The 15,738-nt window shown below is 71.9% G+C and carries 12 protein-coding genes; 2 read left to right on the top strand and 10 right to left on the bottom strand.

Going from position 1 to position 15,738, the window contains the following annotated elements:
- Positions 1–66 precede the first annotated feature (66 nt).
- Positions 67–1,707, bottom strand: a complete 1,641-nt coding sequence (locus tag ACZ52C_RS15810; protein ID WP_469075250.1) for an ABC-F family ATP-binding cassette domain-containing protein — start codon at positions 1,705–1,707, stop codon at positions 67–69.
- Between the two features lie 59 nt (positions 1,708–1,766).
- Entirely contained in the window at positions 1,767–2,795 is a 1,029-nt protein-coding gene (locus ACZ52C_RS15805; RefSeq protein WP_469075249.1) for an oxidoreductase, read from the bottom strand.
- Positions 2,796–2,861: 66 nt separating this feature from the next.
- On the opposite strand from ACZ52C_RS15805, the gene ACZ52C_RS15800 reads away from it, so the two are divergent.
- Positions 2,862–3,812: an FAD-dependent oxidoreductase gene (locus tag ACZ52C_RS15800; RefSeq protein WP_469075248.1), complete on the top strand. Its 951-nt coding sequence runs from the start codon at positions 2,862–2,864 to the stop codon at positions 3,810–3,812.
- Positions 3,813–3,946: 134 nt separating this feature from the next.
- On the opposite strand, the gene ACZ52C_RS15795 is transcribed toward ACZ52C_RS15800, so the two are convergent.
- From ACZ52C_RS15795 to ACZ52C_RS15775, 5 genes are all read right to left on the bottom strand, one after another.
- Complete coding sequence (locus ACZ52C_RS15795; RefSeq protein ID WP_469075247.1) at positions 3,947–5,671, bottom strand: BCCT family transporter; 1,725 nt, start codon at positions 5,669–5,671, stop codon at positions 3,947–3,949.
- A gap of 84 nt (positions 5,672–5,755) precedes the next feature.
- Positions 5,756–7,027, bottom strand: a complete 1,272-nt coding sequence (locus ACZ52C_RS15790) for a M14 family metallopeptidase (protein WP_469075246.1) — start codon at positions 7,025–7,027, stop codon at positions 5,756–5,758.
- Positions 7,024–8,988 carry a Xaa-Pro dipeptidyl-peptidase gene (locus ACZ52C_RS15785; protein WP_469075245.1) on the bottom strand — a complete coding sequence of 655 codons (1,965 nt, stop codon included), beginning with the start codon at positions 8,986–8,988 and terminating at the stop codon, positions 7,024–7,026. Before ACZ52C_RS15785 ends, ACZ52C_RS15790 begins: the two co-directional genes overlap by 4 nt.
- A 460-nt stretch (positions 8,989–9,448) precedes the next feature.
- Positions 9,449–9,925 carry a F0F1 ATP synthase subunit B family protein gene (locus ACZ52C_RS15780; protein ID WP_469075244.1) on the bottom strand — a complete coding sequence of 159 codons (477 nt, stop codon included), beginning with the start codon at positions 9,923–9,925 and terminating at the stop codon, positions 9,449–9,451.
- Positions 9,926–9,976: 51 nt separating this feature from the next.
- A complete protein-coding gene (locus ACZ52C_RS15775) occupies positions 9,977–10,456 on the bottom strand; it encodes a macro domain-containing protein (RefSeq protein WP_469075243.1) in 480 nt (159 codons plus the stop codon).
- Positions 10,457–10,537: 81 nt separating this feature from the next.
- Between ACZ52C_RS15775 and ACZ52C_RS15770 the strand changes: the two genes are divergently transcribed.
- Positions 10,538–11,305, top strand: coding sequence for a MerR family transcriptional regulator (locus tag ACZ52C_RS15770; protein WP_469075242.1), 768 nt, complete (start codon positions 10,538–10,540; stop codon positions 11,303–11,305).
- A gap of 36 nt (positions 11,306–11,341) precedes the next feature.
- Here the strand turns inward: ACZ52C_RS15770 and ACZ52C_RS15765 are convergent, their stop codons facing one another.
- From ACZ52C_RS15765 to ACZ52C_RS15755, 3 genes are all read right to left on the bottom strand, one after another.
- On the bottom strand, positions 11,342–12,103 hold the full coding sequence (locus tag ACZ52C_RS15765) for a DUF5995 family protein (protein ID WP_469075241.1): 762 nt from the start codon (positions 12,101–12,103) through the stop codon (positions 11,342–11,344).
- A 194-nt stretch (positions 12,104–12,297) separates the two neighbouring features.
- Complete coding sequence (locus ACZ52C_RS15760; protein WP_469075240.1) at positions 12,298–14,472, bottom strand: 3-hydroxyacyl-CoA dehydrogenase NAD-binding domain-containing protein; 2,175 nt, start codon at positions 14,470–14,472, stop codon at positions 12,298–12,300.
- 41 nt (positions 14,473–14,513) lie between these two features.
- A complete protein-coding gene (locus tag ACZ52C_RS15755; protein WP_469075239.1) occupies positions 14,514–15,728 on the bottom strand; it encodes an acetyl-CoA C-acetyltransferase in 1,215 nt (404 codons plus the stop codon).
- Between the last annotated feature and the right edge of the window lie 10 nt (positions 15,729–15,738).

Below are 15,738 nucleotides of genomic sequence, written 5' to 3'. Positions count from 1 at the left end.
TGCTTTCAGGGGCGCGGGGAAGAACTGCGCGAGAAGCCCCACTCAGCCGCGGCCGGGGCCGCGCCGTCAGTTCTCCGTCACCTTGCCCGCCTCCACCGCGAAGCGTCTCGTCACCCTCACCGCGTCCAGCATGCGGCGGTCGTGGGTCACCAGGAGCAGCGTGCCCTCGTACGTGTCGAGGGCGGCTTCGAGTTGCTCGATGGCCGCGAGGTCCAGGTGGTTGGTGGGCTCGTCGAGGATCAGGAGGTTGACTCCTCGGCCCTGGAGCAGCGCGAGCGCCGCGCGGGTGCGTTCGCCCGGGGAGAGGGTCACCGCCGGGCGTAGGACGTGGGCCGCCTTGAGGCCGAACTTGGCGAGCAGGGTGCGGACCTCGGCGGGCTCGGTGTCGGGGACGGCCTTGGCGAAGGCGTCGAGGAGGGCCTCGGGGCCGTGGAAGAGGGCGCGGGCCTGGTCGACCTCGCCGACCAGGACACCGGAGCCCAGGGCGGCGTGGCCCGAGTCCAGCGGGACTCGGCCGAGCAGCGCGCCCAGGAGCGTCGACTTGCCGGCCCCGTTCGCGCCGGTGATGGCGACGCGGTCCGCCCAGTCGATCTGCAGCGAGACCGGGCCGAAGGCGAAGTCGCCGCGCCGCACCTCCGCGTCACGCATCGTGGCGACCACGGCGCCGGAGCGCGGGCCCGCCGCGATCTCCATGCGCAGCTCCCACTCCTTGCGCGGCTCGTCCACCACCTCCAGCCGTTCGATCATGCGCTGGGTCTGCCGGGCTTTCGCGGCCTGCTTCTCGCTCGCCTCGCTGCGGAACTTGCGGCCGATCTTGTCGTTGTCGTTGTTCGCCTTGCGCCGCGCGTTCTTGACGCCCTTGTCCATCCAGGAGCGCTGCATCTGGGCGCGGTCCTGGAGGGCGGACTTCTTGTCGGCGTACTCCTCGTAGTCGTCGCGGGCGTGCCGGCGGGCGGTCTCGCGCTCCTCCAGATAGGCCTCGTACCCGCCGCCGTAGAGGTTGATCTGGTTCTGGGCGAGGTCGAGTTCGAGGACCTTGGTGACCGTGCGGGTGAGGAACTCGCGGTCGTGGCTGACGACGACCGTGCCCGCGCGCAGGCCGGAGACGAAGCGTTCGAGCCGTTCCAGGCCGTCCAGGTCGAGGTCGTTGGTGGGTTCGTCGAGGAGGAAGACGTCGTAGCGGGACAGCAGCAGGGAGGCGAGCCCGGCGCGGGCGGCCTGACCGCCGGAGAGGCCGGTCATCGGCTGGTCCAGGTCGACGCCGAGGCCGAGGGAGTCGGCGACCTCCTCCGCCCGCTCGTCGAGGTCGGCGCCGCCGAGGTCGAGCCAGCGCTCCAGGCTCACCGAGTACGCGTCGTCGGAGCCCGGCGCGCCCTCCACCAGCGCCTGGGTCGCCTCGTCCATCACGCGCTGGGCCTCGGCGACCCCCGTGCGCCGGGCCAGGAACTCCCGTACGGTCTCGCCCTCCCGCCGCTCCGGTTCCTGCGGCAGGTGCCCCACGGTCGCGGTGGGCGGGGACAGGCGCAGTTCGCCCTCCTCCGGTGGGAGCAGGCCGGCGAGCAGGCGCAGCAGCGTGGATTTGCCGGCGCCGTTGGCGCCGACCAGCCCGATCACATCACCGGGGGCGACGACGAGGTCCAGCCCGGTGAAGAGCGAGCGGTCGCCGTGTCCGGCGGCGAGGTTCTTGACGACGAGGGTGGCGGTCACAGAGGGCGATCCTAACGACAGGGCGGCGCCCGGGGCGCGGCGCACCGGGCGGAGCGCGCTCAGCGGCCCATCGGTTCCACCAGCACCGTCCCCGAGGTGCGCGCCACGATGAACGATTCTCCCTTCACCGCCTTGGGGTCCAGGCCGATGCGGTGCCGGCCCGCCGGGAGGATGCCGTCGAAGAAGCGGTAGGTGTGGGGACGGTGGAGACGGTCGAGGCGGTAGGCGGTCAGCTCCACCCGGCAGGTGGAGGTGATCTCGATGCCGGCCTGCCCGTCGGCGGCGACGAGACGGGTGAGGCGGCGCTGTCCGGCCGGGCTGCGGTCGAGGGCGTGCTCGATCTGGGCGACGAGGAGCGGGATGATCGGGGCGAGCCCGTCGACGTAGGCGACCTGGACCCCCGCTCGGTCGAAGGTCCGCCGCACGGCGTCGCGGTCGGCCGCGCCGACGGCCCGTCCGAAGGCCACGGCGCCGTAGCCGCGCAGTTCCTCCGGTGGCACGCCGGTGGCGTCCTGCGCTATGTCGGCGCCGATCCCGATGGCGCGCAGGGCGGCGGCGAGTCTGGCGAGCACGGCGACACGGGCGCCGATGAGGAGGACCCGACGCCGGGCCGACGGCTCGGCGTCCGACTCGCGCAACAGGGACTGGAGGGCGCCGCGGTACTCGGAGCCGTGGAAGCGGAAGGGGCCGATGCCGGTGTAGCCGTTGAGCTTGAGGTCGGCCTCCTCCTCCGTCTGCCAGGCGAAGTCCCGCCACACGAAGTCGTCGCCGTCCCGCTCTATCACCGCGGTCACCGCCCCGCAGGCGAGGTCGGCGCATTCGGGGCAGCCGTAGATGACGTAACGGCCGCTGGTCAGGGGTGCTTCGGCCTCCAGGAGCAGACTGCGCACCTGGGCGGTGAAGATCGAGGGCGGGACGTCGGAGGCGAGGGGGGAGACGGCGTCGAGGTCGGAGAGCTGGAACAGCAGCGGGCGTCCGTCGACGATGAAGTCCACGAAGTCCCGGTGCACCTGGTAACCACCGTTGGCGAGGACGCCACCGGCTCGCATCGCCGGTGCCAGGCCGAAGGTCGCGTACTCGGCAGACATGGTGTGAGTATCCCCACAAAGGCAGACTTGTGAGCACGGCATGACATATTCCGTTAACGTCCCCTGGTGACCAGTGAATCGAACAGTGATGTGATCGTGGTCGGTGGCGGAGTCGTCGGTCTCACGACCGCCGTCGTGCTGGCGGAGAGCGGCAGCCGGGTTCGGGTGTGGGCGCGGGAGCCCGGGGAGCGTGCGACGTCCGGCGTCGCGGGTGGACTGTGGTGGCCCTACCGGATCGAACCGGAGGAGCGGGTCGGCGCGTGGGCGCTCGACAGCCTCGCCGTGTACGAGGAGTTGGCGGCCCGGCCGGACGAGACAGGCGTACGCATGGTCGAGGGCGTACATGGCGGGACGTCGCTGGACGGGCTCGGCGCGTGGGCCTCGCGCGTGGCCGGGCTGCGGGTGGCGACGGCCGGGGAGTACCCGGGTGCCGGGCTGTGGGCGCGGCTGCCGCTGATCGACATGCCGGTCCAGCTGCGGTGGCTGCGCGAGCGGTTCGTCGCGGCGGGCGGTGCGGTGGAGGAGCGCACGGTGACCGACCTCGCGGCCGTCGAAGCGCCCGTGGTCGTCAACTGCACGGGGCTGGGCGCCCGGGAGCTGGCGCCGGATCCCTCCGTACGGCCGGTGCGGGGGCAGTTGGTCGTGGTGGAGAACCCGGGGATCGACACCTGGCTCACGTCGGTGGACCAGGAAGGGGCGAAGAGCACGTACTTCATGCCGCAGCCGGGCGGGCTGATCCTGGGCGGTACGGCGGAGGAGGACGCCTGGTCCCTGACGCCGGACCCGGTGGTCGCGGACGAGATCGTGGCGCGGTGCGCGGCGCTCCGGCCGGAGATCGCGGGGGCCCGGATCATCGAGCACCGGGTCGGGCTGCGACCCGCCCGCCCTGCGGTCCGCCTGGAGCGGGAACTCCTGCCGGGCGGGAGGGCGTTGGTGCACAACTACGGGCACGGCGGGGCGGGGGTCACGGTGGCGTGGGGATGCGCGCGGGAGGCCGCTCGACTCGCCACCGTCTGAGCGCGGCTCCGGGCCGACCGCCGTCCGGGCGCGGCTCCGGGCAGGACGGGCGGTCGGTCGCGGGCCGTGGGGGCTGGTCGCGCGGTTCCCCGGCGCCCCTGAAGGGCGCCGGGAACGCCGGCCCCGGCGGGTGCCTACTCCGGGCGGTGGCCGATCGGGTCCCCTTCGATCTCCGTGCCCTGGCCCGGGCCGACCCGGATCTCGAACTCGCCGTCGTAGCGCTTGTGACCCTCGATGACGGCGAGTTCGACCGCTTCGGAGGCCATCTCCTCGCGGACCATCACGGCGTCCCGGCGCAGGTCGCGCATCATCGCGACACACATCCCGATCATCACCAGGACGAACGGCGCGGCGGCCAGGATCGTGAGGTTCTGCAGGCCGGTCAGGGCGTCGCCCTGACCGCTGCCGACGAGGAGCATGATCGCGGCGACGGCCCCGGTGACGACGCCCCAGAACACGACGACGAAGCGACCGGGTTCGAGGGCACCCCGCTGGGAGAGGGTGCCCATGACGATGGAGGCGGCGTCGGCGCCGGAGACGAAGAAGATGCCGACGAGGATCATCACGAGCAGGCTGGAGACCGTGGCGAGGGGGAACTCGTGCAGGACGGCGAAGAGCTGGCCCTCGGGCGTGGCCTCGTCGGCGAGCCGGCCCTGCTGCTGGAGCTTCATCGCCGTGCCGCCGAAGACCGCGAACCAGATGAGGCTGACCGTGCTGGGCACGAGGATGACACCGCCGACGAACTGGCGGATGGTGCGGCCGCGGCTGATCCGGGCGATGAACATACCGACGAAGGGCGTCCAGGAGATCCACCACGCCCAGTAGAAGACGGTCCAGCTGCCGAGCCAGTCGGCGACGCCCTCGCCGCCGGAGGCCTCGGTGCGACCCGCGAGCTGGGACAGGTCGCCGAGGTAGGCGAAGACCGAGGTCGGCAGGAGGTCGAGGACCAGGATGGTGGGTCCGGCGACGAAGACGAAGATCGCGAGCAGCAGGGCCAGCACCATGTTGGTGTTGGACAGCCACTGGATGCCCTTCTCCACCCCGGAGACGGCGGAGGCGACGAAGGCCAGGGTCAGGACGGCGATGATGGCGACGAGCAGCCCCGTGCTCACCTTGTTCATCCAGTCGAGTTCGCGGAAGCCGGAGCCGATCTGGAGGGCGCCGAGGCCCAGGGAGGCCGCCGAGCCGAAGATCGTGGCGATGATCGCCAGGATGTCGATGGCCCGGCCGACACCGCCGCTCGCGTGCTTCTCGCCGATCAGCGGGGTGAAGACGGCACTGATGGTCTGGCGGCGCTGCTTGCGGAAGGTGCTGTAGGCGATGCCTAGACCGACCACCGCGTAGATCGCCCAGGGGTGCAGCGTCCAGTGGAAGAGGGTGGTCGCCATCGCCGTCTCCATGCGCTCGCCGGAGCCCTGGGGGTCGGTGCCCGGCGGGGGCGCGCCGTAGTGGGCGAGGGGCTCGCTCACGCCGTAGAACATCAGGCCGATGCCCATGCCGGCGCTGAACATCATGGCGACCCAGGAGACCGTGCGGAACTCGGGTTTCTCGCCCTCGACACCGAGGTGGATGCGGCCGTAGCGACTGACCGCGAGCCACAGGGCGAAGACGACGAAACAGGAGGCGGCCAGCATGAACGCCCAGCCACCGTTGTGGATCAGGCCGTTCAGCATCTTGCCGGAGACGGTTTCGAGCGCGTCGGTCCAGATGGCGCCCCAGAGCACGAAGGCCAGGGTGAGCGCCGCCGTCACACCGAACACGACGCGGTCCGTCCGGGGCCGCCCGCCGCCGGGGAGACCCGCCTCCGAGCCTGGAAGCGCGCCTCCCCCGTGGTGGGTGGTGCGATGATCGTGCGTCACAGGTGGAACCTTTCAGCGAGTGGCTGGAACTGACCTACTCCTGCCCAGGAACCCCTACCACATGTGACCTCGATCCTTTCTCGTTCAACAGGCGGTGTCGGGCACCCCCTCTGCCAGGTGATAGGGCGCTTGCTCGTCCAGCAGCAGCGGGACCAGCGCGCGCAGCGGCTGGCGCAGCGGTACGAGGACGCCGTCACCGTCGCTTTCCGGCCGGACCCGCACACCGTGCAGCGCCAGCTCGTCCGCCGACTCCGCGTACTGCTGTGCGGTGAGCCGGTAGCCGCAGGGCGGGTCCTGGATCACCTCGGCGGGCTCGGCAGGGTCGTTGTCGGCGCCGCCGACGTACACCGGGCCGGTGTCGCGCAGGCCCGCGAGGCGGGCCGCGCCGGTCGCCCGGTCGACCTGCCGGCCGCGTTCGACGGCGAAGCCGAACAGGCCTTTCAGCGCGGCGAGTTGGGAGTTCACCCGGCGCAGGTTGTTGACCGTCTCCGGGGTGTCGGCCGTCAGGGGTTCCACCCGGCTCTCGATCAGCAGCCCGACCGCGTGCTTGATGCCGGACATGTTGCGCAGGATGCGTTCCTGGCCGTCGCCGGCGACCTGGCGGATCGGGTCGCCGGTGACCGGGTCGGTCCAGATGCCGTAGGTGCCGGTGGAGTGGCCGGCGGCCCCGGCGGCGGGGCGGACGTGGTCGAGGGAGAGCTTGCGCGCCTCGGCGTGGACGGCGGGGTCGGTGTTGAGGTTGCGCGGCCAGAGGTCGAAGAGGTCCTTGTCGTAGTACTGCGGGGTGGCACCGTATTCGTGCAGGTCGTAGACGATGTCGGGCCTGCGGTCGCGCAGGACGGCGGCGAGTGCGCGGGCCTCGGCGGTCCGCAGGGCGAGGTGGTCGCGGTTGATGTCGACGCCGTCGCCGTTGCCCCGGGTGTCGGCGGCCCGGCCGTCGGGGTTGGCGGTGGGGACGACGAGCACGGTGGTGGATCGCAGCAGTCGTTCGGTCCGCTCGTCCCTGGCGAAGGCGAGGTCGCGCAGGGTGGTGAGGCAGGCCTCGCGCCCGGAGGGCTCGTCGCCGTGCTGACTGCAGATGAGCAGGACCGTGCGCGTGGTGGGGCGGGTGCCGATCCGGACGAGTTGGAGCGGGCGGCCCTGCGCGGTGGTGCCGATCCGGGTCGTCGACACCCGGTCGCTCCCCCGGTCGACGGCGGCCAGGAACGCCTGCTCCTCGGGCTGGCCGGTCCAGCGGGCGCCGCCCGACCGCTCGAATCCCGTGCGCGGCGGGGCGGTGTCCGTGGCGTGTGCGGGCGTCGACAGCAGGGGCACGGTGAGCGCTGTGGCGATCAGCGCCGCGATGCGGGCCCTCATGCGCCGCCGCCCGGGACGCGGGCGGCCCGGCTCGGGTCGCTTACGCCGTCGAGGACCGAGCCCTCAGGCAGGGCGGTGGCGCCCGAGGTGGCCTTCTCGAAGGCCGTGCGGCCGCCGACCAGCGGGACCTGGGCGGAGGTGCGCCCGAGGTCGATGGTCAGGGTGGGCGTGCTCGACGGCGGGTCGATGAGGTCCTCGTCGGTGCCCGCGATGATCAGCGCGAGGCGGTGCCCCGCCGGGACGACGTGATCGCTCGCGTGCAGGTCGAGGGAGATCGTGTACGGAGTGCCGGGGGTGAGCGGGGTTCCCGTGGCGGAGGAGTGGTTGCCGAGGTCGGCCCAGCCGCGGCTGAAGATCGTGTAGTCGACGTCGGCGGACTTGGCCCTCGTCTCACGGAAGCAGGAACTGTCACCGGTTGTGCTCGGGCCCCAGCAGGTGCGCTCGGTGAGGGTGGTGATGCCCTCGCCGCCGGCGGCGTAGTCGCGGATGGTGTCCGGGCCGAGGTCCACGAGGACCGCCGAGAGATGGGCGGTGGAGGTGGTGGGCGTGGCGGTGACGGTCACCCGGGAGGAGCCGGACAGACGCAGGGCCTTGGTGAGGGGCGCGGTGACGAAGCCCGCCTTCTCCGGGGTGGACCGGTCGACGTGGGCGGCCCAGTCGGTCTCGTTCAGCGCGGGGTCGTCGGTGAAGGTCTCGGTGCCGGACCGCTTGCGCAGACCGAGGGTGCCGACGCCGGGCGCGTCGCCCTCGGCGGGTCGGAGGGTCGTGGCCCCGGTGGCGCGCGGCGGCCAGACCGTCGACGTCTCCCACTGGTCCGGGTGGCGTTCGATGTCGGCCATCGGCTCGTCGTCGATGCCGTTGTCGTAGCCGAGGAGTTCGTGGTCGAACCAGCGGTGCAGGGTGTCGACCCAGGCGGCGCGACGGAAGTCGAAGGGGTCGACGTGGCCGACCTCGGAGAGCCAGATCTTGCGCTCGACGCCGTGCTTCGCGAGCGCGTCCCACCACTGGCCGAAGTGCTTGGCGCGGACGTTGAGGTCCTGCTGACCGTGGACGACGAAGACGCTGGCGTCGATCTTCCGGACGTCCTTGACGTAGTCGCGCTGCGTCCACAGCGGTGTCCAGTCCCCGGTGCGCGGGGCGCCGTCGACGAGTTCCCGCTGGACGTGGCCGCACTTGGCGCGGGCGTCGGGGCTCTCGACGTAGTCGGACAGCCATTCGGGGCCCGAGTTGTAGAGGGGGGCGCCCTCGGCGAAGTAGTAGTCGTACCAGGAGGAGATCGCGCCGATCGGGACGATGGTCTTCAGGCCCTCGACTCCGGTGGCGGCCACGCCGTTCGCGATCGTGCCGTCGTAGCTCTTGCCGATCATGCCGGTCCTGCCGTTGGTCCAGCCGGCCCGGGCCTTCGTGGTGCCCGTGCGGGTGGTGTAGGCCCGGCCCCGGCCGTTGAGCCAGTCGACGACGGCCTTGGCGGACTGGACGTCGGAGCGGCCGCCGACGTCCACACAGCCGTCGGAGCGGTTGGTTCCCGCGAGGTCGACGGCGACGAACGCGTAGCCGCGGGGCACGAAGTAGTTGTCGTAGAACAGCGGCATCTGGACGACGTTCCCGTTCGCGTCGTACGTCTTGCGCTGACTCTCGTTGCCGCGTCCACAGCAGGAGTAGTAGGGGCTGGCGTCCATGATCACCGGCACTTTGCGGCCCCGCTCGGCGGGTTCACTCGGGCGGACGATGTCGACGGCCACCCGGTCCGGCTTCCCGTCACGGTCGCCGTCGAGCCCGGTGTCCACCCAGACGGATTCACGGACGGCGTCGCCGTACGAGTAGACGGGCTGGCTCTTGCGGGGGGTGGGGGTGCCGGCGGCGGCCGGGGTGAGGAACGTGGCCGTGAGGGCGGCGGCCGCGGCCGCCGTCGCGAGCGTTCTCCAGGTCGTGAAGCGTGTGCGTCGCACAGGTATCGGCATGCGCGGACGGTACTGCGGTCAACTCCCGTGCGACAGAGGGGCTTTGGGGGACGCGCGGGACTTCGGCCATGGTGTGGCCGGAAAGGAGCGTGGGGCCGGATCGCCCGTGACGGCCGAATGGTGATCGTGTGACAGGAGCGGCCGTGGACACGGCCGGGCACACAGGGACCGAAGAGGCTCCGGACGGACTCGCGCGGCAGACACTCTGCGCAACGAGATCGGGGACACGGCGTTCTTCGAGATCCTGAAGGGCCGGCCGGCGAAGTACGCGCACGGGAACGCGACGGTGGGCGACTTCGTCGCGTACGCCGAGGAGGTCGCCGGTCGGTCGCTGGAGGGGTGGCTGCGGGCAGGGGAACGGGCACCAGGAGATGAGGGTGCGGTCGGGGCGTGGCTGCGGGTTCGTCGTGGCTTGTCGCGCAGTTCCCCGCGCCCCTGGAGGGTGGGCTTCGCCCCCCCCTCAGGGGTGTGGGTGGACCGTTGCCTCGATCTGCTCCCCGAGGACTCTGGCGGCCAGGTCCGAGGCCAGATCCGCTACGTGCGCGCGGAGTTCGGCCTCGGCCGTGGCGCGGTCCTCGGTCAGGCGGGTGTGGCCGGCGGTGAGGAGGGCGGTGTACTCGCGTAGGCCGTCGGCGCGGGCCTCGGCGATCAGGGCCGCGCCCTCCTCGTAGGCACGCTGACGAATGCGCGCGGCCTCGTGCCGGGCTTCGGCGAGGACCGCCGCCACCTCATCCCGCTTGACGCGGGCCTGCTCCCGCAGGGCTTCGGCCTCCGCCTCGGTGCCCTTCGTCGCGGCCTCCCGTGCGTCCAGGACGCGCTGGATCCGGGGCACGAACCGGACGAAGAAGAGGAACACGAGCGCGAACAGGACCGCAGACACGACGAGTTCCGCGACGACGGGGTTCAGCGGGCCGATGTCCATCGGGAGGAGATCCATACCGGTGCCCTACCCGTTCGCCCGCGTGCGGTACCGCACCGCGCCCCGGGATCAGTCCCCGTGGTCGTACACCGTCACCGCTGTCCCGCGCCGCACCAGCCGGTCGACGATCAGGGGCTCGACCCGGGACCACTTGCCGCCCGCGAGTCCGCAGCCGATGCGGGGCATGTGGACCGACGCGTCCAGCTCCAGGGCCTTGTCGGCGAGCAGCCCGAGGGCCGTGTCGATGGCCTCGTACCGCACGGGCACCCCCTTGCTGCCGGTGCGGGTGCCGCGCTGGCCTATCAGGTTGGCGACCCAGGTGTAGGGGCCGACCTGGACGAACTGGGCGGCACCGAGTCCGAAGTCGTTGGTCGCACGGTCGCGGTGCCAGGCCCGGTAGGCGGCCTCCGGCTCCGGCCAGCGGCGGGAGAGGGCGAGCACGAAGCCCTTGCCCCAGCCGCCCAGGTCGTTGCAGACATGGGCGATGACCTTGACGCCCTTGCCCAGCGGCACGGTCGCGTCGCCTCGGACGTATGTGATCAACGACATGAGGCCACCGTACGGGGCGGTACTGACAGTCGGTGCCGGCCGAGGTGTCACAGCACTGGTGGGACAGCGATACTGCTGTGCATGACGACCGACATCGGGGAGAGCTCCGGCTCCGGCTCCGGCTCCGGCTCCGGCTCCGGCTCCGGCTCCGGCTCCGGCTCCGAGGAGATCGTTCTCACCGTGGACGAGCTGGCCGCGCGGGCGGGGGTCACGGTGCGTACGGTCCGCTTCTACGGGACCCGGGGTCTGTTGCCGCCGCCGGAGATCGGGCCCCGCCGGGTCGGGCACTACGGGCGGGACCATCTCGCACGGCTCGCGCTGATCGAGGAGTTGCAGCGGCAGGGCATGACGCTGGCGGCCATCGAGGGGTACCTGCGCCGGCTGCCGCCGGACCTCACCCCGCGCGACCTCGCGCTCCAGCGCGCGGTGGTGGCCTCCTGGGCGCCGGACGCGGTGGCGACGGTCACGCGGGAGGAGCTGGACCGGCGGGCCGGGCGGGCCTTGGGCGAGGAGGACGTGGAACGGCTCGTGGCGATGGGCGTCGTCGAACGGGTCGGTGAGGGTGACGGTCTCCGTGTGGACCCCGGGCTGCTGCGGCTGGGCGTGGAGCTGCTCGGCGTACCCCTGTCGGAGGAGTCGATCCGCGCCGCGCGGACCGTGCTGATCGAGCACTCGCGCGCGGCGGCCCAGGAGTTGTCGCGGCTGTTCCACGACGCGGTGGCGGCACGCGATCCGCAGGCCGTGAAGTCCCTGTCGGCGCATATGCAACCGCTGGTCGTGCAGGCGTTGCTGACGACCTTTCAGCGGTCGTTGAAGGACGAGCTGAGCCGGTGGACGGCCGAGTCCTGAACCACGCCCCCCGTCGGCCCGGTGGACGGATCTGCGTCACCGCACGGCGCGGTCCAGGTGGGCGATGACGGTGGGCACGTCGTCGCTCTCGGTGCTCCGGATCAGCTGGAGGGCCGGGCGGACGAGGCCGCCGGGGCGGGCGATCAGCCGGGCGAGGACGGCGGCCCGGATGTCCAGGCGCTCGACGGTGGCCGCGCGTTCTCCCTCGCTCTGGCCGGCGAGCAGCACCGCGTTGAACCAGGCCTCCTCCCTCGACCGCCGGACGCTGAAGTCGAGGATCCGCTCGTCGGTGCGGGCCCCCACCTGGTCCAGCAGCGACATCAGGGGCGACAGGGCGCCGAGCGACTCCTGCACGGCGAGCACGACCCGCCCGAGGATGTCGTTGATCAGCAGGAAGTCCCGCCGCAGGGCGTGGATGTCCTCGCCGGGGCTGGTCCGCGCGGCGGCGACGGCCAGGTCCAGGTTGATGTGCGCGTTCACGCCGAGGAGAAGGTGCTGGACTACGACGGTGCCGGTGTCGTCGAGCAGCCCGAACGTCTCGCGCCAGCAGCGCGGCCCGCTCCGGTCCCGGCGCCAGGCCTCGTACGCCTCGAAGTAACGGTTGCCGAAGAGGGTGTCGAAGCGGTCCATCCGGGCGCCGTCGTCGAACAGCCCCTCGTGGATGGCCCTGCGGACCTCGACGGTCACCTGCCGGTACAGCGCCGCGAAATACCCCACCCGGTCACCGCCACGCCGCGCCTCCCGCACGACCCCGGCGAGCCCCTCCACGACCTCGTCGATGTTCCCCGCCACCACCATGCCCGACTCCCTCCCGTGGCCGTACGACCCGCGCCCCGGCAGGGGCGCGGGGAACTGCGCGAGAAGCCCCACCCGGCCGCGGACGAAGAACGCACCGGGTCATGGAGGTCGAAGGGGCGCAGCCCCTGGGGAGGGGACGGGTGAGGACGGGTAGGGGCGGCGGGGCGCTAAGCCCCCGGCCGCCCCACGCCACCTCACGCGTCCCCGAACCGCTCCCCCTTCTCCGCCTTCTCCACCAGCAACGCCGGCGGCTCGAACCGCCCCCCGTACCGCTCGGCCAGCTCGCGCGCCCGCGCGACGAACCCCGGGAGCCCACCCTCGTAACCGTTGATGTACTGCAATACCCCACCGGTCCACCCCGGGAACCCGATCCCGAAGATCGACCCGATGTTGGCGTCGGCGACGGACGTGAGCACGCCCTCCTCCAGGAGGCGCACGGTGTCCAGCGCCTCCGAGAAGAGCATCCGCTCCTGCATGTCCCGGAACGGGATCCGGTACCCCGGCCGTGTGAAGTGCTCGCGCAGCCCGGGCCAGAGCTTGGCGCGGCGGCCGTCGGGGCCGTAGTCGTAGAACCCGGCCCCACCGCTGCGGCCGGGGCGGTCGAACTCGTCGACCATGCGGTCGATCACGGCCTCGGCGGGATGGACGGTCCAGGTGCCGCCGGCCTCCTCCACGGCCCGCCGTGACTCCGCGCGGATCTTACGGGGCAGGGTGAGGGTCAGCTCGTCCATCAGGGAGAGGACCTTGGCGGGATAGCCCGCCTGGGCGGCCGCCTGTTCGACGGAAGCGGGCTCGATGCCCTCGCCGACCATCGCGACGCCCTCGTTGATGAAGTGGCCGATGACCCGGGAGGTGAAGAAGCCGCGGGAGTCGTTGACGACGATCGGGGTCTTGTTGATCTGGCGGACCAGGTCGAAGGCGCGGGCGAGGGCCTCGTCGCCGGTCTGCTCGCCCTTGATGATCTCGACGAGCGGCATCTTGTCGACGGGCGAGAAGAAGTGCAGGCCGATGAAGTCGGACCGGCGGACGACACCCTCGGCCAGTTCGGTGATGGGGAGGGTGGAGGTGTTGGAGCAGAGCAGGGCGTCCGGTGCCACGACCCCCTCGATCTCCTGGAACACCTTGTGCTTGAGCTCGGTGTTCTCGAACACGGCCTCGATGACGGCGTCGCAGCCCGCGAGGTCGGCCGGGTCGGCGGTGGGGGTGATCCGGGCGAGGAGGGCGTCGGCCTTCTCCTGGGTGGTGCGGCCCTTGGCGACCGCCTTGGCGCAGAGCTTCTCCGAGTACCCCTTGCCCTTCGCGGCCGCTTCGAGCGTCACGTCCTTCAGGACGACCTCGATGCCCGCGCGGGCGCAGGAGTACGCGATGCCGGCGCCCATCATCCCGGCGCCGAGGACGGCGACCCTGCGGACCTGGCGGGGCGCGATGCCCCGGGGGCGGTTGGCGCCGGAGTTGACGGCCTGGAGGTCGAAGAAGAAGGCCTGGATCATGTTCTTCGAGGTCTGCCCCGCGGCCAGCTCCACGAAGTAGCGGGCCTCGATGACCTGGGCGGTCTCGAAGTCGACCTGGGCGCCCTCGACGGCGGCGGCGAGGATGCGGCGCGGCGCCGGGTAGGGCGCGCCGTTCGTCTGCTTGCGCAGGGTGGCGGGGAAGGCGGGCAGGTTCGCGGCGAACTTCGGGTGCGAGGGGGTGCCGCCGGGGATGCGGTGGCCGGGCTTGTCCCAGGGCTGCTGCGACTCGGGGTTGGCGTCGATGAACGCGCGGGCCTTGTCCATCAACTCGTCGTGGGTGGCGGCCACTTCATGGATCAGGCCGTTCTCCAGGGCGCGCTGCGGGGAGTACTGGGTGCCCTGGAGGAGCACCTTCAGCAGGGCGTCGGTGATGCCGAGCAGCCGGACGGTGCGGACGACGCCGCCGCCTCCGGGGAGCAGGCCGAGGGTGACCTCGGGGCAGCCGATCTTGGAGCCGGGGGCGTCGAGGGCGACGCGGTGGTGGCAGGCGAGGGCCAGCTCGTAACCTCCGCCGAGGGCGGCGCCGTTGATCGCCGCGACGACCGGCTTGCCGAGGGTCTCGATGCGGCGCAGGTGGCGCTTGATCTCCATGCCGCCGTCGAAGAGCTGCTGTGCGGTGTCGGGGGTGACCTTGATGAGGTCGCGGAGGTCGCCGCCGGCGAAGAAGGTCTTCTTGGCGGAGGTGATGATGACGCCGCGGACGGTGTCCTTCTCGGCCTCCAGGCGGTCGGTGATCACCGCGAGGGAGTCGCGGAACGCCTGGTTCATGGTGTTGGCGGACTGGTCGGGGTCGTCGATGACGAGGGTGACGAGGCCCGTGCGGTCCTGTTCCCAGCGGATGGTGGTGCTCTCGGTCATAGCGGGGGTCTCCGTTGAAGTCTCTTGGTTCCGCCGGGGTGTCAGACGCGTTCGACGATCGTCGCGATGCCCATGCCGCCGCCCACGCAGAGCGTGGCCAGCCCGTACCGCTTGTCCTGGCGCTCCAGTTCGTCGACGAGCGTGCCGAGGATCATCGCCCCCGTCGCGCCGAGCGGGTGGCCGAGCGCGATCGCGCCGCCGTTGACGTTGACCTTGTCGAGCGAGAGGCCCATGTCCTTGACGAAGCGGAGGACGACGGCGGCGAACGCCTCGTTGATCTCGACGAGGTCGATGTCGTCGATGGTCAGCCCGGCGCGGGCGAGGGCCTTGCGGGTCGCGGGCGCGGGGCCGGTGAGCATGATGGTGGGCTCGGAGCCGGAGACGGCGGCGGAGACGATGCGGGCGCGCGGGCGCAGCCCGTACCGCTCGCCGATCTCCCGGGTGCCGATGGCGACGAGGGCCGCGCCGTCCACGATGCCGGAGGAGTTGCCCGCGTGGTGGACGTGGTCGATCTCCTCGACCCAGTGGTACTCCTGGAGCGCCACCGCGTCGAAACCGCCCAGCTCGCCGATGTCCGCGAAGGACGGCTTCAGCTTGGCGAGCGAGTCGGCGGTGGTGCCGGGGCGCAGGTACTCGTCGTGGTCGAGGACGACGAGTCCGGAGCGGTCCTTGACGGGGACGACGGACCGGTCGAACCGGCCGTCCTTCCAGGCGGCGGCCGCCCGCTCCTGGGACAGTGCCGCGTACTCGTCGACGTCGCGCCGGGAGAATCCCTCGATCGTGGCGATGAGGTCGGCGCCGATGCCCTGCGGTACGAAGTTGACCTCCAGGTTGGTCATCGGGTCGTTGAACCAGGCGCCGCCGTCCGACGCCATCGGCACCCGGGACATCGACTCGACACCGCCCGCGAGCACCAGGTCCTCCCAGCCCGAGCGGATCTTCGCGGCGGCCAGGTTGACGGCCTCCAGGCCCGACGCACAGAAGCGGTTCTCCTGGACGCCGGCCACGGTGTCGGGCAGTCCGGCGGCGATGGCGGCGGTCCGGGCGATGTCGGAGCCCTGGTCGCCGACCGGGCCCACGACACCGAGCACGATGTCGTCGACGGCGGCCGGGTCGAGGCCGGGGAAGCGGCCCTGGACCTCGTGGATCAGTCCGACGACGAGGTCGATGGGCTTGGTGCCGTGCAGGGAGCCGTTCGCCTTGCCGCGGCCGCGCGGGGTGCGGATCGCGTCGTACACATACGCTTCGGTGCTCACGAGTCTGGCC

This window comes from Streptomyces sp. NPDC034049, from assembly GCF_055575575.1.
Note: the sequence above shows the minus strand (reverse complement) of the source record. Positions and strands in the feature narration are given on the sequence as shown.

Bases quoted from the DNA above. Each gene is read 5' to 3' on its own strand.
- ACZ52C_RS15805 (WP_469075249.1), bottom strand. From the start codon at position 2,795: ATGTCTGCCGAGTACGCGACCTTCGGCCTGGCACCGGCGATGCGAGCC.
- ACZ52C_RS15790 (WP_469075246.1), bottom strand. From the start codon at position 7,027: ATGAGGGCCCGCATCGCGGCGCTGATCGCCACAGCGCTCACCGTGCCC.
- ACZ52C_RS15785 (WP_469075245.1), bottom strand. From the start codon at position 8,988: ATGCCGATACCTGTGCGACGCACACGCTTCACGACCTGGAGAACGCTC.
- ACZ52C_RS15780 (WP_469075244.1), bottom strand. From the start codon at position 9,925: ATGGATCTCCTCCCGATGGACATCGGCCCGCTGAACCCCGTCGTCGCG.
- ACZ52C_RS15775 (WP_469075243.1), bottom strand. From the start codon at position 10,456: ATGTCGTTGATCACATACGTCCGAGGCGACGCGACCGTGCCGCTGGGC.
- ACZ52C_RS15770 (WP_469075242.1), top strand. From the start codon at position 10,538: ATGACGACCGACATCGGGGAGAGCTCCGGCTCCGGCTCCGGCTCCGGC.
- ACZ52C_RS15765 (WP_469075241.1), bottom strand. From the start codon at position 12,103: ATGGTGGTGGCGGGGAACATCGACGAGGTCGTGGAGGGGCTCGCCGGG.
- ACZ52C_RS15760 (WP_469075240.1), bottom strand. From the start codon at position 14,472: ATGACCGAGAGCACCACCATCCGCTGGGAACAGGACCGCACGGGCCTC.